Origin of the sequence: Photorhabdus sp. RM71S, from assembly GCF_042879355.1 — a bacterium.
Classification (GTDB): Bacteria; Pseudomonadota; Gammaproteobacteria; order Enterobacterales; family Enterobacteriaceae; genus Photorhabdus; species Photorhabdus kayaii.
Map to the genome: position 1 here is coordinate 16,324 of NZ_JBHFKV010000030.1, position 21,788 is coordinate 38,111.

Annotated in this window: 15 protein-coding genes; 2 read left to right on the plus strand and 13 right to left on the minus strand. The window is 41.5% G+C overall.

What is annotated here, in order from left to right:
• Positions 1 to 12: 12 nt before the first annotated feature.
• The 9 genes from ACGF5R_RS15700 to ACGF5R_RS15740 all read right to left on the minus strand — a co-directional run bounded on the left by ACGF5R_RS15700 (position 13) and on the right by ACGF5R_RS15740 (position 14,090).
• Positions 13 to 1,209 carry a Wadjet anti-phage system protein JetD domain-containing protein gene (locus ACGF5R_RS15700; protein WP_262981102.1) on the minus strand — a complete coding sequence of 399 codons (1,197 nt, stop codon included), beginning with the start codon at positions 1,207 to 1,209 and terminating at the stop codon, positions 13 to 15.
• Positions 1,206 to 4,601: an ATP-binding protein gene (locus ACGF5R_RS15705; protein WP_387691660.1), complete on the minus strand. Its 3,396-nt coding sequence runs from the start codon at positions 4,599 to 4,601 to the stop codon at positions 1,206 to 1,208. Before ACGF5R_RS15705 ends, ACGF5R_RS15700 begins: the two co-directional genes overlap by 4 nt.
• Positions 4,594 to 5,511 (minus strand): DUF4194 domain-containing protein, encoded by a 918-nt coding sequence (locus tag ACGF5R_RS15710; protein WP_387691662.1) that lies wholly within the window; start codon positions 5,509 to 5,511, stop codon positions 4,594 to 4,596. Before ACGF5R_RS15710 ends, ACGF5R_RS15705 begins: the two co-directional genes overlap by 8 nt.
• Positions 5,512 to 5,552: 41 nt before the next feature.
• Positions 5,553 to 7,013 carry a DUF3375 domain-containing protein gene (locus ACGF5R_RS15715; protein WP_387691664.1) on the minus strand — a complete coding sequence of 487 codons (1,461 nt, stop codon included), beginning with the start codon at positions 7,011 to 7,013 and terminating at the stop codon, positions 5,553 to 5,555.
• A gap of 408 nt (positions 7,014 to 7,421) precedes the next feature.
• Positions 7,422 to 10,694, minus strand: coding sequence for a pullulanase-type alpha-1,6-glucosidase (gene pulA, locus ACGF5R_RS15720; protein WP_387691666.1), 3,273 nt, complete (start codon positions 10,692 to 10,694; stop codon positions 7,422 to 7,424).
• A 368-nt stretch (positions 10,695 to 11,062) separates the two neighbouring features.
• On the minus strand, positions 11,063 to 11,266 hold the full coding sequence (locus ACGF5R_RS15725; protein ID WP_370446064.1) for a hypothetical protein: 204 nt from the start codon (positions 11,264 to 11,266) through the stop codon (positions 11,063 to 11,065).
• 261 nt (positions 11,267 to 11,527) lie between these two features.
• Positions 11,528 to 12,019 (minus strand): heme-binding protein, encoded by a 492-nt coding sequence (locus ACGF5R_RS15730; RefSeq protein WP_262981366.1) that lies wholly within the window; start codon positions 12,017 to 12,019, stop codon positions 11,528 to 11,530.
• A 107-nt stretch (positions 12,020 to 12,126) separates the two neighbouring features.
• Positions 12,127 to 12,753, minus strand: a complete 627-nt coding sequence (locus tag ACGF5R_RS15735; RefSeq protein ID WP_262981367.1) for a response regulator transcription factor — start codon at positions 12,751 to 12,753, stop codon at positions 12,127 to 12,129.
• Positions 12,753 to 14,090 carry a sensor histidine kinase gene (locus tag ACGF5R_RS15740; protein WP_262981368.1) on the minus strand — a complete coding sequence of 446 codons (1,338 nt, stop codon included), beginning with the start codon at positions 14,088 to 14,090 and terminating at the stop codon, positions 12,753 to 12,755. The genes ACGF5R_RS15735 and ACGF5R_RS15740 overlap by 1 nt, the downstream gene beginning before the upstream one ends.
• A 718-nt stretch (positions 14,091 to 14,808) precedes the next feature.
• Here ACGF5R_RS15740 and ACGF5R_RS15745 point away from each other — a divergent pair.
• The gene (locus tag ACGF5R_RS15745; protein WP_262981369.1) at positions 14,809 to 15,504 is read left to right on the plus strand and encodes a pirin family protein; all 696 of its coding nucleotides are present in this window, start codon (positions 14,809 to 14,811) and stop codon (positions 15,502 to 15,504) included.
• Positions 15,505 to 15,551: 47 nt separating this feature from the next.
• On the opposite strand, the gene pckA is transcribed toward ACGF5R_RS15745, so the two are convergent.
• From pckA to ACGF5R_RS15765, 4 genes are all read right to left on the minus strand, one after another.
• Complete coding sequence (pckA, locus tag ACGF5R_RS15750; RefSeq protein WP_387691669.1) at positions 15,552 to 17,171, minus strand: phosphoenolpyruvate carboxykinase (ATP); 1,620 nt, start codon at positions 17,169 to 17,171, stop codon at positions 15,552 to 15,554.
• A gap of 214 nt (positions 17,172 to 17,385) precedes the next feature.
• Positions 17,386 to 18,258 (minus strand): Hsp33 family molecular chaperone HslO, encoded by an 873-nt coding sequence (gene hslO / locus ACGF5R_RS15755; protein WP_112878403.1) that lies wholly within the window; start codon positions 18,256 to 18,258, stop codon positions 17,386 to 17,388.
• A 22-nt stretch (positions 18,259 to 18,280) separates the two neighbouring features.
• A complete protein-coding gene (hslR, locus tag ACGF5R_RS15760; RefSeq protein WP_262981372.1) occupies positions 18,281 to 18,697 on the minus strand; it encodes a ribosome-associated heat shock protein Hsp15 in 417 nt (138 codons plus the stop codon).
• Between the two features lie 57 nt (positions 18,698 to 18,754).
• Positions 18,755 to 20,887 (minus strand): intracellular growth attenuator family protein, encoded by a 2,133-nt coding sequence (locus tag ACGF5R_RS15765; protein WP_387691671.1) that lies wholly within the window; start codon positions 20,885 to 20,887, stop codon positions 18,755 to 18,757.
• Positions 20,888 to 21,238: 351 nt separating this feature from the next.
• Here ACGF5R_RS15765 and nudE point away from each other — a divergent pair, with 351 nt between their 5' ends.
• Positions 21,239 to 21,787: an ADP compounds hydrolase NudE gene (gene nudE, locus ACGF5R_RS15770; protein WP_112878406.1), complete on the plus strand. Its 549-nt coding sequence runs from the start codon at positions 21,239 to 21,241 to the stop codon at positions 21,785 to 21,787.
• Position 21,788: the final 1 nt, after the last annotated feature.

The following is a 21,788-nucleotide window of genomic DNA, read 5'->3' on the forward strand; positions in this document are numbered from 1 at the left end:
TTCCCTTCTGTGTTAGGGCAACCAATTCATAAGCTTGTTTCTAATGTAATCAGATGAAAGGCGCTCCTGCTCTAAACGTGAAGATTGGAACCGGCCAGAAATGAGATCATTAAACAACTGTGCTTCATCCTCATTTAGCGATGAAGGATTGGATTCAACTGGATTTGATTCAGGAACCATTCTCTCTTCATGGGCTTTAACAGTTTCAACGTCCATCATCAGAGGCTCAATATCCACAAACTTGTTTCTGGCGTCACTGAGAATAGACAAACCCCAAGTATCAATATCTCCCCAATATCCTACACGTTTATCTTTCAACCAGACTGCATCCATCCAGGCAATGTTTTTCCCTCCTCCTATCACCGCGATCGTGTCAAACATTTCGGGTAATGCCAGACCAGACTGTAGGTTTTCTACTACTAATATATTCGATGCCGGAAGTTCGTACTGTCTAAGTAATTCGCCGGGTATTTGTAGTATCGGTATTCCACCAAGTGCAGCCATCACAGCACGGCAAAGCGGCCTGATAGTTAACCAACCTTTGGGGTTTATTGAACACCCCAACCAAGCAATAAGACCACCTGATGCCGAAACAGCTCCCTTGTGAATGATATCGGCCAACTCTTCGATCAGGATTTGGTGATTCTCAAGAAACTTAGTATCAATCCCAATGAGTGGCAGTGCTCTTAGATATTGCCCTTCCCCTAAGCCTTGCTTTAATTGTGGCAGCAACTTTGCTAATAATTCCGCATCTCTCAACGAGAGTTTTTCCACAATATCTATGCACTTAACCAATGCAGGATAGAGATCTTTATTAACCCACAAAAATGGCTTCATATTTCTTTCCCATACCTTACTTCGGGAAAGGGCATCACTCCCTAAAAATTGAATCAGACATTGCATCGATTCAATGACAACAAAAGTTGGAATGCGTTGCTCAGATAGCTCCCTGAAATTCTTAGAAGACCACTCCACGACATCTTGATGGGGAAATGATTTCCACTCATCAATAAACCGTTGGAAATGAACTATATCTAATATGGCAGAATTCCCTTTGGGTGGCTTCAAGCCAACGCGAATAGGGAATGCCTTGATGCCCAGTAACCGGGCTTTTAGTGAGGGAAGGCTATCCCACTCACGCTGCCTAATGATGCTCTTAACTTGTGCTGGCAATAACCCCCAACTCACCTCATACTGCCCTCTTTTCATGTCAGTTTCTCAAACTCAATACCCAGATCAGCAGCCTCATCAGGCAACTTTTTCTCCTTCTCTTCGCCCATTCTCCGGTCAATCTCTTCCCAAGTCACTTCACATAAATGGCTGTCATGGTTTTCCTGATCTCTTTCCGCAATGAGCAGTGAACGAGCAGATTCCCTTGCCAGATTTAAGTTCTTATAAGGCGTAATCAAATTAACGTGAATGTGGAGCTCTCTAAATACTCGGAGCACCCGCCGACTTACCGTTTCAGCCGTATTTGAGAATGCCTCATCCAAGAAAACAGTACAGTAAACCGGACGATCATAGCCATCTGGCGTCAAAACATAGGCCAAACTTGCCGCGACAATAGTCGCCGCAAATGACTCTTTCTCGCCACCTGACTTTCCACTGGATGACTCCAATACATCACGAATCTCACCGGTATTACTATCCAACTCTTCGGCATAAAATGACATCTGATAACGAGGATCAAGCAACCTTAAACTTTCTAATGTATTTGAGGAACCTGGCGCACTTGCTTTCCCAAGTATTTCAACTACTTTAGCCAATTGACGGAACCGTGCTTCATGGTCATCACTGGTTACCTGACTCAGCACCTTACGCAAATGCTGTTCAAACTCATTAACATGTGGGAATTTCTCTCTCTTTGAACCCAGCTTTAAATGTGTCCCTGATCGAAACTCTGTACGCTTAAGGACCCGGTTAATGATATCAATCCGTTCGAGGACATCTTCCCGTTCAGATTCAAGCTTAGTTTTAATCCGCGCCAGTGACTGCGTTGCATGCTTATTCAACCGCTCAATAAACTGCTCCACAAGGTTGGGAAGCCCTTCCTCTTCCAGTTGTCGCAAATGATTAAGATAATCAGGTAAGCCATCAATATTGCTTTGCCAGTCAACCGTGAAGACTTGCCATTTATCGTTAGACCTGAATGAGACCATAATGCTAATGGCTAATCTTTCCGCTTTGTCTTTACTGTTTCGGCTAATATCTAACAGACGTTCTAAATCGTCTTCAACTTTCAATACCAATTCAGACATCCGGCCTAAATCGTTTGTATTAAGTACGCCAACCCGAATCGCAAGTAATTGCCGGGCTGAATCAGGTAATCCTTTCGACGCTTTTTCCTGCGCTTTGCTCCATTCCTCTTTTGCATTTTTCAGCGTATTTTTAACGCCACCAGAATCAGAGTTGAGCTGATTTAATACCGATTGAATTTGAGCTAGCTGCCCTTTAGCCGACTCCCAACGCTCTCTGGCCTTATCAAGATCACCCCCTGACTGTTCCAACACCTTGAGGTCAGCCTGCAAATCAGAAAGCTTTTCGTGCCAGTAAGGAGCATTAATATCATCCCAGCGGTAACCTTGGATCTTCTCCCAAAGAATTTTACGATCAGAAACAGAATTCAAATCTTGACGGGCTTGACTCACCTTTTTCTCGGTTTCTGCCAGTTGCAGAGTTAACTCTTTTTTATCGTTATTAAGAATGGCTAAACGTGACTTGTTCGAAAAACCCAGACACCAGCGCCTTCTGTCGTCTATCCGGTGCTGATCTTTTTTCTCAAAGCGCCCCTTATCCATGTGCATCAACCCCTGCTGTGTCATCGAAAACGGGGTTTGATCCAATTCTTCCGTACTTGAAACACATTGCAGGTCAAATCGCTGCAAATGGTGTTTGAGCCACTCTCGATAAGGGTGATTACGCCATACCAGTTTCCTTAGATAACCATCAGACTTAAACACCACCGATTGATCTTGAGTTGTAGAATCATTCACAACTTGAACACGGACATGTAAACCGGTATGTCGGGTATTCAACCAACGAGTCACCATCGAATAACAATGATGTGGCACAGCAAGTGTGGTTCGTAACCCGCCTAACGCCCTCTCTATCGCGCCCTGCCAGCTCTTTTCACGATCTTCGACATCGATAAGCTCACCGATAAATACACACTGGTCCTTACTTAATTCTAAAGAATTAACCAGTTCATCTCGCAGTTGCTGATATTTCACATCAATATTGGAATCGGGTCTTGCCTCGATCTCACGAATTTCCTGAGAGATATCATGGATATTGGCTTGTAGCTCACTGAATTTAGCACTGATGGTGGCAAACCTGTCCTGATACTCTCCTTCTTCTTGCTGAATACTGGCAAGCCGGGTTGATGCTACGGATTGATTTTTAAGAAACACCGCCTCCTCTAATACAGAAGGAAGAGCCAGCTCGTTAGCATGAGTTTGATATTGCGATGAATTTCTAACCACCCGACTCAATTGAGCTTGGGTATGATCAACCTCTTTTCTCAGCGACTCTATTTTATCCCCACCAAATTGAAGATATTCCTCGTGCCTTCGCTCAACCAACTTATTCGCATCCACTTTCTGCTCTTCAGCTTGGCTAATTTTGAGGAGTAGCGCTTCCAGTTCAGCCTCAATATCGGCAATTTTTTCACTCCACAATTGTGCGAAAATCTCCCCAAAGTAGACCGGGAGACTATTTTTCTCAGCTATCAGCTCCGCAAATTCTTTCGTTGTTTTTTCGATAATTGCGTTGAGTTCAGGTAACCTGGATAAGTGCACTTTTTGTGCTCTTGCATCCACTAATTGACTATGAATTGCCACCAGATCAGCAAACTCTTCCACGACCTTTTTAGCATCATCCTTGACCGTACTCGGTTCCAGTACCAATTCACGAATCAACCCGGTTAAATCATCAATTTTTTTCAGACCTAACGCCCGCGACAAAAGTGCAGGCGCATTCTTATTGTCCATATACAGGAGCTTTCGGTACAACTCTTGATAATCAGAAAAATTATCATCACAGCACGTAATCGTCGGGTCATCACGAAGCCATTGCTTGAATGCCCGAGCATTACCGTTCCCAAAAGCATTCAGCATTTCCTTAAGAGTCAGGTCTCTTTTGGCAACAACATAAACTCGTGTCACATCCGCGAGCACATTCGTCGATTTAGTAATCCAGAAAAGCGCCGCAAGCGTGATTTTTGACCCATCATCACCCTGATATAAAGCTCTAAGCCCAGTCACTACGCCAGACTCACGCTTACTTCTGACTCTCGTCCCCGCTCCGTCATGGGCAGATCCAAAACTTCCCCGCATATAGGAAAGTAAAGTCCGGTCAGAACGATCACCCTGTGCCGCAGCTACATTGAAAGTTGCCTTTCCGGCAGGAAGCAGCAAAGCCATAAGGCCATCAATAAATGTCGATTTTCCGGCGCCATTATCTCCAGTGACTAGCGTTCCCATAGGATCTATCAACGCGGTATGCAAACCATTAAATGACCCCCAGTTATAAACTGAGAGTTCAGCTAATCTGATTTGACCAACATGAAATAATGAATTAGCCGAAAGAGTTTGATCAGTCATTTTCATCTCCTGTCTCTTCCCCTTCATTTTGATAATCAACAGCGTCGCTGCCATTTTTATTTAGCTCAATACCCTTTTCTCCCGCCATTTTCAGGTATTCATTGAGCATACTTTCGAGAAATTCAGCGCTGACTACATAGCGGATCACCGGCGTAATCTCGAAGCGATCCTCGCTTCCTCGGACCGAACTCAATATTTTTTTCGTCACCATTTTCTCAAGAGCACCCTTGAGTTTTCTCCGGTCAGATTTAGTACTGTTTGTCAGCGGTAAAAACGGTGTCAGATGGGATTCTATACGTTCTATATCAATGATAACCCTTTGCTCTCCCGATGTTTCCCGGTCCTGGTAATGTTTACGCAGCACCAACAGCAACAATGTATCGTATAAAGAGAGCGTTCTTCGGCTAATCAGAGAGACAACCTCTTCATCATCTATACCCAATAATTCAGTATCTTCCTCATTCTGAAAGCCAGCTATAAAGGCAACACCTGCTTTTTCATCTAAGATTAACTTCAAATAGACTTCTGACAGATGTTTGCGCACAGCACATTGGTATCGACAAAGTAATTCAAACAATTTAGCTTTCTGCGAAGACAAAATAACGCCCTGACGCAGCAAGCTAACTAGCACCCGGCGCGCATCAGGCGGCATATCACTGTTTGAGTTTTCAACGTGCTTACTGACTAATACATCATCAACTTCACCGGATGGGCTTTGGTTGACAACCGAAAAAACAACATCAGATTCAACGCCAGCTGTATCTGTAAGCGGATCATACTCTGATTGAGTATGGTGTTTTATCAACTGATCGAAGAACCCTGTTTTCTGTTCTTCCCGAGGATCGGAATGAGACTTCCCAGAGGTAGCGAGGGCGCCATTATCTTTATTCAACTTTTTACCTACATGCATTACAGCCCTCACTATATATATACAACCATTTTCTATTCACTCTAAAGAACCAATTCATCCAAACTATCTGGAAACAGGTCAGCACTCAGCAAGAAAGTGGGTATAGACGCCCGCAAGCGAACTCCCCGTTTGTCACTGATTTCAATTGATTCCTTTTCTTCCAATAATGCAGCCCCGACAGATTTGGCCACCCGCAAATAGGCAACTAACTCCTCCAACCCTGAATTAATCGGCTGATAATTTGCAATAGACGCAATTGTCATTGGACCAAACTCTTTTAACGTTGCTAACGCCCTCTCAGCAATTAATCGAATTTGAACAACATCAAGGCAATCCAGCATTTGCATACTCGGTTCCCGAGAGTTGAGCTGTTCTTCAGCACCTGAAGTATCCAGCTTTTCATCAGGTGATTTAAGCAGCATGCTTTCAGGAGAGCTAATACTTGCCGCGCCAACGGGCAGTGACAGAGTTGTTGCCGTTTGTAAGTCATAACCTGAGTTCTTTAATTCAATGGCGAGTCGTTCCAATTGACCAAGCAATCTATCAACCGCACGATTTTCTTGAGCAGTACCACTCTCTATGTAAGCACGCAAACTCTCTTCCGTTCTTCGCCTAATTTGAAAAACTCTGTCACTCTCGCGGCTTAGTTCTCTCATGAGCTGACTTAAGAATTGCCGCTGTTGGGCACTTAAGTGTTCTGCGACCGGACGGCTTAAAATACTGCGAAGCTGATCTCGTAGCTCCATAGTTCTATTTTGATCACATAACAAATCAAAAAAGCTTTCAAACGCACTACCGGCGTCAGTTTTAGCCAGTAATGCCTCTTTTTCTAAAACAGCAAGCAGGATATCTCCTCTAGTGGAGTCCCCCTCAATAATTTGAATACGAATTTCCTGATCCAACCGACGAATTTCATCTTCAACACGGCGAAAATCACCCGTTAAAACAGAAGCCAGTTGGTAAATTTCACGAATTCTTTCCCGCTGTTCAGCCTTGGTTAATTCCGTCACGACGCCAGCTCTCAGAGCATCAATCTCTCTTTGGATCTCAGATTTTCTATCTTCCAAAAGTGCGACACGCTCATCGGCATTTGGGCTAATCGCTACTGCAAAGTCCCTGACCGCTTCCTGCACAATTCGAAGATGAGACGCAGTGGTTCCTGAATTGCGTTCATCAAGCCCCTGGCTAAAACGGAGTGCAATTTCACTGGCATCCGTTTTAGTTAATGTGTCATCCATCTCACGCAACCAGCCTTCCCGAATCCATTTATTGAGATAAGTACCCGCTCCCGTTTCAGTTTCCCAAATGCCAAGTTCACGACAGCGTACCAACTCTGCATCAAGTGACACACGGGCACGACCAAAAGGGACTTCACTATCCTCGGAAAATAACTCCCCCAAAAATGCCAAAATTACAGGAGCATTATCAGCTCTCAACAGTTTCCAGGCAGCACTTTCCTGAAATAGACGGCGGTACTTTGCCTGTAACCCTTGGAAATTCAACTTGCCTCCCTCTGTGTGGTGATGAATAAAGAGCGATTAGATGAGCATTAGCCCACAGCCATCCTTTCCAAAAAGCCACCACCAAGAATTTTGTATAATTTACAATCGATACAATCAAATAAAACCATATCATCATATTTTTTTATTATGTCAACACAAATTACTGACTTTTAAACTATTCAGCGTTGCGACCAATGGGAGAATTAAACTTATTAAAGTCACCTATTTTTGAAGAATAGCGACAACATGATGGTGAAAAACAAAAACTGCTAGCGCAGACAGATAATAAGGAGATAAACAATGTCTCAATTATCATCAACAAGAAAAGCGGTGGCAGTACCTTTTCAAGGTAAAAATGAGCGGTCTGGACAAACCGCCCCGATACAAACAATGGAAAACGCCTACGCGTTACTTTCTACGAACAGGCAAACCAGTACCGCGCTTCCCATCTTGCGGCAAAACCAGCACCGCTACTGACCAAGCCGGTAGCGTGACCGCGCCATCTTTCGCAATTCTGGTACCCGCCGCCAGAGATGTATGGCCCAGTTCCCTTTGAATATTATTCAACTTCAACCCTCTGACGTTAAGATCTCTTACTGTGGCAGGATGTGGAGCCGCATTAATCATCACCACCAAACCGTCAAATCGCGAATCACGGTCATCACCAGTAGTATTACCATCATCTATGGTCATCACCAGCAACCCAAGCTGCTGATGCGGCCCAACGTTACGGAAATCAACACGTTGTTTAACCGATGCACCATCACCAAGAGTCATCAGTGGTGAATATTGACGCAAGCGCAACAATTCCTGATAAAAAGCCGCCATCTGTAATAATTCAGTCCGGCCCGGTTTATCTACCACATTTTTCACTTTTTCAATCAATGCATAATTTTCGCCATCAACACGCTGATCCGGCATACCAACATCATAGTTGTTATCTTGGTAAGTGTAGCTAACACGGTTAAACCAATCGCCGGAATTATAGGAATCGCGGGTAAAAGATTTTGAACGTAGTAACTCCGATCCGTGTTGAGCAAAGGCCAATCCTTGTCCAAGGAATGTCGTGGCGAGGGATATTGCCTGCATACGAACTCGTGTTGCCAGATTCGCCTCACGTGAAGCTTTGTAGCTGATTATGTCCCACAGCGTTTGGTTATCGTGCTTAGAGACATAATTAATCACCTCAATGGGATCAGCGGCATAACCGGCTATAGCGCCTTTGTAGTTAATTTCCCTACCCGTTTTTACCGTCCCATCTTTATCGATTATCACAAAATCAGCCAAATTACCCGCCATGCCAAGACGTACCAGATCCGCCAGATGACGCACCTCATTAGCATCTAACCAAGCCATTTCGTTCAGTAACGTTCCCGCGCCATTGCCCACTCCCTGGTTAATACGAATAGTGTCAGCGGAATCAAACGGCCCACCACCTTGTACCGCGTCGCGTAATCGATCAGAGAAAGTACCAATTCCAGTGCCTTTAAGATTAATCTGTGAAGCCATCTCGAAACGGTCGTCCTGCCCGGAATTCCAACCTTCACCGAAGAAGTAGACCGATGGGTTAATCGCGCGTACTTTTGCCAGCGCCGATAACATCTGTGCCTTGGGATGAAAACCCATTAAGTCAAAGCGGAATGCGTCGATCTTATAGTCCTTAACCCAAGTAACCAATGAGTCTTCAATGAGCTTAGCGAACATGCGGTGCTCTGGCGCCGTATCGTGACAACAAGTGTTAGATTCAACATTGCCCGTGATCTCATCCAAACGATGATAATACCAAGGCACTACCTTATCCAATACCGAGGATCGGTGCGTCGGTCCGGCTGCGTTGGTATGGTTATACGCCACGTCCATGATCACATTCATCCCCAATTGTTGCTTGATGGCCTGAATCATGGCGCGAAACTCTTTTATACGTATCGAACCTTCCGCATCTGTAGCATAAGAACCTTCCGGTACCGAGTAATGAAACGGATCGTAGCCCCAGTTGTAGGAGTCGGTTTCTGCAATCATTGCATTCAGCTCTTGTACCTGCGGGTTATTGGCACTATCACCGCTCTTCAACTCCTGCAACACTTCACCCACGGTCTGTAAACCATTGCAATAATCAGCAAAACGGCTGCTTCTCACCTTTGAATTAACCTGGCACAAACGACTAAATGGGTGATTAAGATCGGCCACTTCGTTGCTAAATTCATTAATGGAAGCCACATCAAATACTGGCAACAACTCTATATGAGTGACTCCAGCCTGACTCAGTGCTTTAAGATGTTTGAACATATCGCTGTCATTAGCAGTCAGAGCCAGATATTTACCTCGCCAGGCTTCCGGTACCGTGTTATCTGCAACGGAGAGATCACGAACATGAGCTTCATATATGGTCATACGCGCAATGTCCGCCGGTGTATTTTGCGAACGCGGCATGATCAGGCTATCCCAATTTTGTGGTTTTAGCGCCTCATCATCCAAATTAATGACTTGACTGTACTCCGAATTGGTGGACAAACTGTGAGAATAGGGATCAGTAACTTCGTAGTGCTCCACATTACGGGAATATGGATGGTATACCGTTAAAGCATAGCGGTAGTAAGCACCAACCAGCTCTTTATCACCTTGCCATAACCAGGAACCACTAGCAGGATCACGGTTCATTGCATGATTGGCAATGACCTGTTTATTTGCATCATAGATAACCAATCCAACATGCTGAGCAGTAGGCGCCCACAAGCGAAAGGTAACACCGGTATCGCTAACCAGCGCACCATATTCCAGCATGTCAGCATCGTTAGCGAAGCGATCATCCAACACACCAGCCGTTTGTACTTGAGTAGCCGACAATAGCAAGCCAGCTTCATTGGTCGCCAACGCCACCAGATCACCGGTAAGCAGTGTATCAACATCCGTGTTCTCTGGCAGGCGGAACGCTGTTAATTTCTTCAAGTGCGGGAATCGCTCAGCCGTCTTCTGGCTCAGAGTCGTCGGCGTTAACGTCAGATAGTTATCGATGAAGTTTCCTTCATCGTTAGCTTCCACCTTACCATTTCGGTTGTAATATAAGCGGACATAAGGCTTATCCGCTCCACCCGACCATAACAGAGTCTGGTCATCGACCCAATGTGCCGAAGCCTGAGAAACACCAAACACGGAATTAAAGGCAGCCGCGCGGCTGCCATAGATTTGATAATTGCCGGGTATCACAGAGACGGTACGGTTACTGAAATCGGAGAAGGAAATTTTCAGGTCACTGTCAATCAATTTAGTGTTGTTACCATCACGCACGATAAAATTGATACAACCCTCGTCCTTGGTTAACGGTATTACCCAGTAAGGCCCATAGCTATCGCTGCCGGTGGGAATTGCACTGGTGTCGTTCCAGCTTGATGAAGGGGAAGCCAAGGCATCACAATTTTGATCATTCCATAAGTAAAGGGTATTGGTACTGTAGTCATGGTTTGTGGTTGGACTTTGACTTAACTTAGCAATGTCCACCAAGTGGATCACTGCCTGAAAATTGCCGGCAGTAGCAGCCTCACTGGGTACTTTATTAGGGATATGCGCCATCGGTTCCTCCGGGGATTCGGGTAAAGAACTATTGTTATCACAGCTTGCCAGTAGTAAAACGAACGTACTGCTTAATAGGGCTAGGTAAGCCCTTTTCCAGAAGTGAGCTACCATAATCAGACCTTTTTAATAGAAATAAATCGTCGCCGATATTATTGTTAATAAAATAGGAATGAAATATTAAATAATGTCTCAGATGAGTCAGCATCCTCCTGGTTTTGATATTAATAGGGAGTAGGAGTTAGGAGTAGATACTTTTTCGTGATATTGCGCACGATAATAATGTAATGATCTTTTATTACATAAGCCTATGTGTGAGTTTATTTGTATTACTCCATTAGATACAGATTAAAATGATGTCAAATACAGTCATTGTCATTTTATATATTTTCACAAACTTTATTATTTCTGAAAAAAAACACTTTTCGTAATGCAGGATTATTAAGTAATTCCTTCCCTCCTAATCCTGCATTTTTCTTGCATTAGATATAAGTGTAATTTGTTACATGACCTGCACCTGTGTAAAAACATAAAGCTTGATCATTGCGACCAAAACAATAGCCTAAAATAAGATTATAATCTGGATAATTAATATAATATTGCATATCTTGATATGTAAAATTCCTTATGTTTTTAATATGGCCTTGTTTATTTATATTATCGATAACACAACTAATTATATACACATTAGCCAAGAATATACTTATTTATAAAGTCGCTATTTTAAAATAAAACTGAGACTAAATATGGCCTGTTAACCATAAACAAAATCAATGAGAGGCAATAACTTCATTCCAGTTATTGCCTCTGTGCAAATTATGATAATGAAATATATTAAACCTAAATTCTATATTCCTAATATCAATACAACGAATGTTTTAATCATAAGTAGAAATAGAGATTTATTTTATTATCGTTATCCCTGTACATTTTATAACTTGTTATGATTAAGATAACTCTGATGAAATTTTCTGAATCGCATCAAAAGCACACTGTTGGTCTAAAGAACCACTCGGTGCGCCGCCAACACCAATTGCGCCAATCACTTCATCACCAGATTTAACTGGAACACCACCACCAAGTAATAGGAGGCCTGGAATATCCCCTAAATATTGAGCACCAAGATTTGATTGTGCGGTTTTCATGACGTCCTCTGACGTTCTCTGGGTAGATAACGCGGTATAAGCTTTCATTTTGCTCGCCTCAACGGTATGCAACCCAGCTTTATCCATACGCTGAACCGCTTTCAAAACCCCACTTTTATCAATAACAGAAACCGCCACGTTATAATTATTCGATTTACAAGACTGAATTGCTTCAGAAGCTAATTTATTTGCTATCTCAAGGGTAATATTACGTTCGGTAATTAGTGATGAAGCAAAAGCAGATTGAGCGAATAAACCTGCGGCCAGAACAGTATAGAAAAGAGAGTGTTTCATAGGTAAACCTCATTAAGTTTAAGTTGATGAATTATCCTGTTCTAACTTAATGAGGTTTATCGGCTATAGCTATTCGGTCAATTACTTATTCAACTCAGTAGAAATACTTAGTCATAAGATAATGACTTAAATAATTCATACTCTTTGACTAACTGCGGTAAAGAGTGTATATCCAATTTATGAAATATATTAGCACGATGAACTTCAATAGTACGTGGTGATAACACCAATTGTTGCGCAATTTGTTTACTGGTTTTACCTTCTAAAATAATTTTCATCACCTCCCTTTCACGTTCAGATAACTGGCTAAATTTCGTTTTCAATTGCTCATATATCTGACGTTGCTTAAATACTTTCCGATGAAATAATAATGCACTTGAAACCGTTTCAATGAGTAAATCCGCATCAATAGGTTTGGTTAAAAATTCAAAAGCGCCATTTTTAAAAGCTCGACGGCAAAGATCAATATTTCCGTGTCCAGTCATGATAATGACCGGTAATGTACTATTGAGGTTCAATAAATCGGCCTGCAATGCCAATCCAGGTTTTCCCGGCATACGAATGTCCAATAAAATACATCCCTGAAGCGCTGCGATATTCTTACTACCAATTTCATCAAGAAATTCTTGCGCACCAGGAAATGAATTTACCTGCCAATTCATTGTTTCTAATAACATAGATAATGAGTCACGGATCGCTTCATCATCATCAATAAGATAAATCACTGCCGCCATTATTTCTCCTTACCTTTATTAGTTGGTAACCAAATAATAAAACGCGCTCCCCCTGTTTCACAATTTTCAGCATGAATATCACCACCAAGTTTATGAATTAATGTTTCTGTTAACGTCATTCCCAATCCCATACCTTGTTGGCGTGTTGTGAAGAATGGAATAAACACGTTTTTTAAAGCTTCATCACTTAATCCAGGGCCACCATCTGTTATCGTGATTCTTATCATTTCATTAATATAGTTGATATCGATACAGATCCAACTTTGATATTCTGACCTACCTTGCTCTTGCTGTGCTTGAATAGCATTGCTGATTAAATTATGAAATATCTGTTCAATCCACAATGGCTCAGCAGATATCATTGGCAATTCATCACAAATATGCTTTATTATCTTGATTTTACCGGCCTTAATTTCATTTTCGAGTAATACTTCAACTCGACCTAATATCGCTTGAATATTCACAGGTTGTAAAATAATACTACCAGTCGTCAGTTTTTGACGGTATTGCGTTAATAGATTTGCTATGCGTTGAGTTTGCAAAATCGATGAATCCAGTATTGGCGTCACTTTATCATATTGCTGCTTTTTCATTAACCTCAACGCGGTTTGGTTATAACTCATAATCGCCGTCAAAGGCTGATTTAATTCATGAACAACACCGGTTGCCACTTCATCCATTGTATTTAAGCGGGTAAATTCAAAGAAATGTGCTCGTAAATCAGAAATTTTCCTCAATCTTTTATTCTTCTGAATTAAAAAGATAAAACAGATAATTACTGCCCATAAAAAACTCAGACAAGCAATATAGCCCCACGGAAGTCTAAACCATTGTTGATCGTTACCCACTTTAAGCACAAAAGGCTGAAAACGATTAGCTAACTTTTTCTCCCAGTTCCAAAAATAGTGCTCTTTCTCCAACCCATACGTAATCAATGGGCGATTATTCCAATCCAGTTGTACCATTCGAAATTGTGAAAATAATGATAGATCTTTCATTAAGATATTAAGATCTATTAATAACCGGATATTATCGCGTTTACTATTAAGCCAATATCTTCCCTCTCCCTCTTCACTGATTATAGGGAATATTAATACATTCATTGGCATCTCTTGTAATCCGACGATTTGTGGAAAATTTTCCTGTAACTGATCTAATTCGATATTAGTATTCGTTAGTGATACAATCGCGTCATGTTGTGCCAGCTTTTCACTCAGCTCTCGATAAAGAATATTAAATGAAACTGTTTGTTGTTGATAATTCTGATTTAGTGAATGATTAATCATTCCCCAAATAGTCAAACCTGTTAACACAACCCACGCCAAAAAATGCCACATATGATTACCTGAAAAGATATCTTTCATGACGTTAAAATACAGTCAGAATATATAAAAGAAACGGCTATTAAACAGAATGAGTTGAATTTTAGAGAACATTTAGCATTGAGCAGCATATTAAAATTCGTTATAGCGTAATTATTTCATCAAAACATTTCTTAAAATAAATAGTTGCCTATGGTAAATGAAACTCCAGCTCTAGCTTATTTTGTCTAAGCATGTTTCATGCCCCTGATCAAATTATTTCGATAGATAGACCCCAGATAAGGGTTTCGGTGCCCCCTATCAAAGCTCTTAATATCATGTCAAATTTACTGAATAATCTAAGGTAATCACCTAATAAATCGACTCGATGAAAGGGTTTTCTTTCCCTTGGGCATCACACCGATATCTAAAAAAATAGCAATATTTATCAAATAATTGAGATAAATCTTCACCATTATTCTATATTTGACCAGAAAAAACACTTTACAATCGATAGTGATAATTATTATCATTCGTATCGCTTTCAGATGAACTGCCTTCAGGGTACAGATGAAAGCACGACATTGCTCACATTGCTTCCAGTGTTTACTTTAGCCAGCCAAGTGCTGGCTTCTTTTTATTAATTAATCCAATCACCCTTTGTTTAAAATATTTGAATTTTTAAGTCAGATTTTTAAGCTTTAATGCTATCTCTTCTCAATTAGACTGTAAGAACCATTGAGGAGATTTAAATATGATCCATTTACGCAAAGCCTCAGATCGTGGCCATGCCGATCATGGCTGGTTAACTAGTTGGCATACCTTCTCATTTGCCAGCTATTACGATACTAATTTTATGAATTTCTCAGCATTGAGAGTCATTAATGAAGATTTCATCAAAGCAGGTCAAGGCTTTGGTACCCATCCGCATAAGGATATGGAAATACTGACCTATGTTCTTTCTGGTGCCGTTGAACACCAGGATAGTATAGGAAATAAAGAGCGAGTACCTGCTGGTGAATTCCAAATTATGAGCGCAGGTACCGGCATTCGCCACTCAGAATACAATCCGAACAGTGATAGCCAATTGCATCTGTATCAAATTTGGATCATCCCAAGTAAAACGGGTTTAACACCGCGCTATGAACAACGCCGTTTTGATGATGTACAAGGCCGCCAATTGGTGCTCTCGCCTGATGCCCGGGATGGTTCAATGAAAGTATTTCAGGATATGACTTTATGGCGTTGGGTACTTAAGGATCACGAAACCACCGAATATGTTACAGAAAAAAGCCGTTATATATGGATTCAAGTCATTCGTGGCGAAGTAACGGTTAATGGTGTCAAAGCCACCACCAGCGATGGTCTGGCTATTCGAGATGAAGTCAATCTTCAACTTAGCACCAGCAGTGATAGTGAAATATTGTTGTTTGACCTTCCTCCAATATAAATATCAAATAAGCCTCACCCTAACGGATGAGGCTAAAAAATTCACAATTACAGTTTAGGGCCTGCTTTCACTAAAGCTTCCCCCGCCGGGGTATCGGTATATTTATCAAAGTTGTCGACAAAACGATGAGCCAAATCTTTCGCCTTCTCTTCCCATTGAGATTTATCTGCATAAGTCTTACGTGGATCAAGAATATCGGTATCCACACCCGGCAACGCTGTCGGAACCGCTAGATCGAAAATAGGTAATGTAATGGTATCAGCCTCCTCAATATCACCATTTAGGATGGCATCAATGATTCCACGGGTATCCTTAATCGAGATCCGTTTACCCGTTCCGTTCCAGCCAGTATTTACCAGATAAGCCTTAGCACCTTCTGCCTGCATACGTTTTACCAACACTTCCGCGTATTGGGTTGGATGCAAAGTCAGGAATGCAGCACCAAAACAAGCAGAAAATGTAGGTGTTGGTTCAGTCACACCACGTTCGGTACCTGCCAATTTTGCCGTAAAACCAGATAGGAAGTGATATTGAGTCTGTTCAGGTGTCAGGCGAGATACCGGAGGTAACACACCAAATGCGTCCGCAGTCAGGAAGATGACCTTAGTTGCATGACCCGCTTTGGAAACCGGCTTAACAATGTTTTCAATATGGTAGATAGGATAAGAAACACGGGTGTTCTCAGTTTTTGAACCATCATTGAAATCAACCGTGCCATCTGTCAGTACAGTAACATTTTCCAGCAACGCATCACGTCTAATCGCATTGTAGATATCAGGTTCCGCTTCTTTGGACAGATTGATGGTTTTCGCGTAACAACCACCTTCAAAGTTGAATACACCGTCATCATCCCAACCGTGCTCATCATCACCAATCAGCTTACGTTTTGGATCAGTAGAAAGTGTGGTTTTACCTGTACCAGATAAGCCGAAAAAGACCGCAACGTCCCCTTTCTCACCCACGTTAGCAGAACAGTGCATCGAAGCAATGCCTTTCAGTGGCAACAGGTAGTTCATCATAGAGAACATCCCTTTCTTCATTTCGCCACCGTACCAGGTACCACCAATAAGCTGCATACGCTCTGTCAGGTTAAACGCAACAAAGTTTTCAGAGTTCAAACCCTGCTCTTGCCATTGCGGGTTGGTGCATTTTGCACCGTTCATCACAATAAAATCTGGTTTGAACTCAGCCAACTCTTCATCTGACGGACGGATAAACATGTTTTTAACAAAGTGGGCCTGCCACGCAACTTCTGTGATAAAGCGGACTTTCAATCGTGTATCTGCATTAGCACCACAGAAAGCATCAACTACAAACAAACGTTTGCCTGAAAGCTGTTTAGTTACCAAACCTTTCAGATATGTCCATGTTTCCTGCTGTAATGGCTTGTTATCATTTTTACCTTTTCCCTGGTCAGCCCACCATACAGTGTCACGGGTGACATCATCACGAACAATGTACTTATCTTTGGGGGAACGCCCCGTGAAGATCCCCGTATCGACAGCCACAGCCCCCAGGTTGGTCAGAGTGCCACTCTCGCAGCCTTCGAGTGAAGGTTTGGTTTCTTCTGAAAATAACAACTCATAGCTTGGATTATAAATAGTTTCATTAACATCATGGATTCCATAGTCCGCGAGTTCCTGCGGGGTAATACCTTTAACACTCATGTTATTGCTCCTGGGTAGTCACGCTTTTTCTGTGAGCAATAATAAATAGTTATGATTAATTAACAGCGATAGTTATCAAAAAATTGAAAACCCACTATTTTTTTAAGTTTAATCTGGGGCCAAAGGCACAAAAGCAGTTTTGAATATGATGGATATTGATAGCAAGGCGCGAATCCGCGCCTTAAGAGGTGAGAAAATTTGTTTAGATAGAATATCAATGGAGCCGGTTCTTTTTTTCTGTTCTGATTGCAGCAAGATCATCAGCATCAAAAATATAATGCGTGCCACAATACTCACACTCCATATCAATGTTGCCATCTTTCTGCAAAATATGATTAACATCCTCATCGGAAAGTGTAACTAATGTGTCAGCACAACGTTGGCGAGAACAAGTACAACGAAATTCGACCGCTTGCGGTTCATATAATATGACATCCTCTTCATGATAAAGGCGGTGCAAGATCTCCTTAACTTCCAATGAAAATAACTCTTCACCTTTAATGGTTGCAGTAAGTTGCGCCAGATGATCAAAAGCTTCTGTACACCCCTGTTCCGCCGTCGGCAGAATCTGTAGCAACATACCACCAGCAGAAACTCTTCCATCCTGAATGCCAGTACGGATAAATAGACGAGTAGGTAACTGTTCAGACTGTCTGAAATAATCATCAAGGCAATTCGCCAGTGTTTCACCTTCCAATGCAACTACTCCCTGATAACGCTCACCATGAGTTGGCGTAATGGTAATAACCATATAGCCAGTACCAACCATCTGTTTCAAACTGCTATTTTCAGTCACTAATCCATCAACACGAGCGACACCACGCATTTGTTGCTGATGATTGCCATTAATCACTGCCAGTTTGACCGGGCCATCTCCCTGAATCTGAACCGTAATATCACCATCAAATTTCAGTGTTGCAGTTAATAGACTGGTTGCTACCAACAGTTCTCCCAATAATTGCTGTACCGGCTGCGGGTAGTCATGATTTTCCAAAATATGCTGGTAAGTTTCACTGGCTAAAACCAGTTCACCACGTACAGAATAATTCTCAAATAAAAAGCGGTGTAATTGGTCGTGTTTAAACATAAATATCTCTCATTCGAGCAAGTTATTCCTGCCCACTTAATTTAGTGTTTTTAAACTTAATCAGCGTGCGTCTTTCTTTTTTATCCGGTCGGCGATCAGGATGAGGCATAGTTAATGCATTCATTTTTCGAGCAATTGCCATTTTTTCCCGGTTAGCAATACTCGCTTCCGTCTCTTGGTAAAGTTGCTGCGCCTCCGGCGCACTGCGCCGATGATTGCTTAGTGCAAGAACTTCAACTATACGTTCATCATTACCTTGACGCAGTTTAATTTCAGCCCTTGGTTCAACCAATTTACTCGGTTTACTCCTTTGACCATTATAGTGAACTTTACCACCGTCTATCATTTCCCGTGCAATAGCCCGTGTTTTATAAAAACGAGCCGCCCACAGCCACTTATCCAGACGGACAGCTTGATCGGAGTCTGAATTACCCTTCATTTTTCCTCTCACTATCAGCTTCGACAAATAAAATAAATCCTAACATGCCATTGTCGATTATCGCCAATGCGTAGGCGGAAAAAGTGTATTAAAACAGTTATCGTAATATTGACTGATTTTGTTTATACGTTGTTTATTCTGCCGATTTTTCTTAATAACCAGCACAAAACTAATGATTAAGGTCGTAAAAAGAGCCAAGAATAAAATAGTGGTACCAATACAACGAGCAAGTGTCATGGTATCTAGTTCACTATGCAGCACAATCCGGCGGGTTCCATTACTATCTACGGACAATTCCATGACAATTCCCGTTGTCTCAAAGGGTGTTTGCAATACCATATCCGATAACCGCTGTAACTCACGCCATTGTTCCAACGCACTATGATCTTCCAAGGCACTATGGTCATAAGAGATGATGGCTGGCGTTATATATTCAACCAGTTGTTTGCCTTCATCACTGATAAGTAGAACACCGCCAGGAGAAGGGCTATTAAGCAGCATTGCAACTTTATCTATTTCCCGGTAGATAAATGATGATGTCGTCGCATCAACCAATTTCCCCAAAGCTTCAGCACCTGCCGGGCGCAATAAAACATGAGTGCCATCCAGCTTGCCACTTTCTGCATTCTTTAACAAAGTTAGCCAATCAATAGCACTACCCAGGTTAACCAAAGCATTTTTCAATCGTAAACAGTCTGTTTCTTTTTCACATAATTTTTTAGTTTTCAATATAATATCAGAGAAATCTTCCAATAAGATCATACTAGATTTGAAAATCTCCTGAGTAAGGTCTGAATTTATTACATCGTCATTTTCCTGTAAACGTAATTGTTTATTAACAGTCGCGATCAGTTTAGCTGCATTTTCTATAATTTCTGATTCTGGTATTGGCAGTGGATTAACCCTATTCCAATATATCCCCGAACAATCTAACGGAGAAAAATAGGTGTCGCCTTTACCGTTCATATTGTTTGGGGGCATATAACACATACCAATCCCTTTTGCTTTTAGGATATCCCCAACTCGCAATTCCATCCCTTCTATCATATCAGCGTCAGTGATAACTTTTGTGATGCTGCCACGCAACCAAGCAAAACTGAGTTTCATCGGTACATTAACTGGCTGATAAAAATAGAGTAGTAACATAATAAGCAAGCAGCTAACGATCATCATGAGATTTTTTCCATAACGACGATAAGGGTAATTTTTCTCTTCATCATGCAAAGAGAGATAATGCCCTTGCCTGACTACCTGACCGTTAGTGTAAATATCAATATTGGTTTTCTGATCAAAATAGTGAGCAACATAGGGCTCCCAATGAGGAGGATAGATTAAATCAATCCCACCAAGAGAAATATTACTCATTTGTCCTTGTTCAAATTCGCCAAATAATCCCCATCGTTTTGGTATACCGGTAAGACAGTGAATATCCTGGCGCCTGCATATTGAAAGTGGGCAAAGTAATGGCCAAAAACTGACAACGACTAAACTACCTGCAATCAACATCAGCCACGGCAAAAGCAGTGCCGGTGAAAGTAACGCAAGAAACCAAATGAAAAATCCGAAACACAAAAATCCCCCCTCCCAAATACCCGATGAGTGATTCAACCGGTATTCCTCCAATGTCTCTTTACGAATATTTTGTAACTTTACGCTAGTTTCACCATTTTTTTGGATCGATGCCTGCTGATGAGATATATCTGAGATTACCGGAGCAGAAGGAAAATCCTGTTGAAAATCTTTCAGAAAGTGACCATTAATCGAAACAACCAGTGGTATTGTCGCGGTGTGAACAACATCAATAATATTCTGCTGTTTAATAAAAGGCTCAAGGAAAAACGGCAAATGAATTTCTGCTATATCAATATAATAACGCCAGCTATGTCGTTCATCTGAGGCAACAGAAAACCGGGTAATAGAATGACAGATAGTATAAACCATATCATTTTTACCCATCAGAATTGGCCAACTTGTTTTATTAATACGGTCTGTTACAACTGCCGGCAACACTCGATTCAAATAACATTCAATAGCCTGGTATTCATCAGCATTAAGTTTACGATAAGTTGGTTCAGCAACAGAAGGCAGATAACGGGCGCTATCATGTAGCTTCCATTTGAAAATCAGAAAGGAAGCCATGACAATCAGGCTAATTATCAAGATAGCCAATATAACGACTGTTACTCTCATTTTATCCCTATGCCTATGACAATCTTGCTATTGTTGTTTGCAAATTAGCAACTACACGTTAAGTTCTGAATTAGGTTATTTCTATTTATTTTTTTAATTTATTTTACAATGAGCTACATAATAACGCACTAAACTATATACAACATAGATCTATTTCCAAAGAGGATAAAGATAACAGTAACAACAATAACCAGCGATAATCACTATCATTTATCAAAATAATCAGCCATATTTAGTCAAGCTATGGAGTGTACCTAATTTCATCATAAAATCTAAGGTTAATGAAATAATTTATGACGTAATAATGCACAGGCACTCAACTCAACCAATATTAAACCATCAGGGGCAATTATGAATGACCTGAAAAACCCTAAAATCCTAAACATAGAGGACATTGCCCATTCACGTTTATTTCATATTCAGTCAGTTGATCTCGAATTTAGTAACGGTGTAAAACGCGTTTATGAACGGATGCGTCCGGCCAATCGGGAAGCTGTTCTGATAATCCCGGTCATTGGGGATGAATTGTTACTTATTCGTGAGTATGCAGTCGGCATTGAGCAGTACGAATTGGGCTTTCCTAAAGGCGCGATCGACCCTGGGGAAAGTATCTTCGAAGCAGCTAACCGTGAATTAAAAGAAGAAGTCAGCTTTGGTGCCAGAAAAATAGAACAATTAGCCAAACTCACTATGGCCCCATCCTATTTTTCCAGCAAAATGAACATTGTTATTGCCGAAAATCTCTATCCAGAAAGCCTGGAAGGGGACGAACCTGAACCACTACCACAAATACGTTGGCCGATAGCAGATATGATGTCATTACTGGATCACGGTGATTTCAACGAAGCACGCAATGTCTGCGCCCTATTTCTGGCACAAAAATACTTAACACACCGTTGAA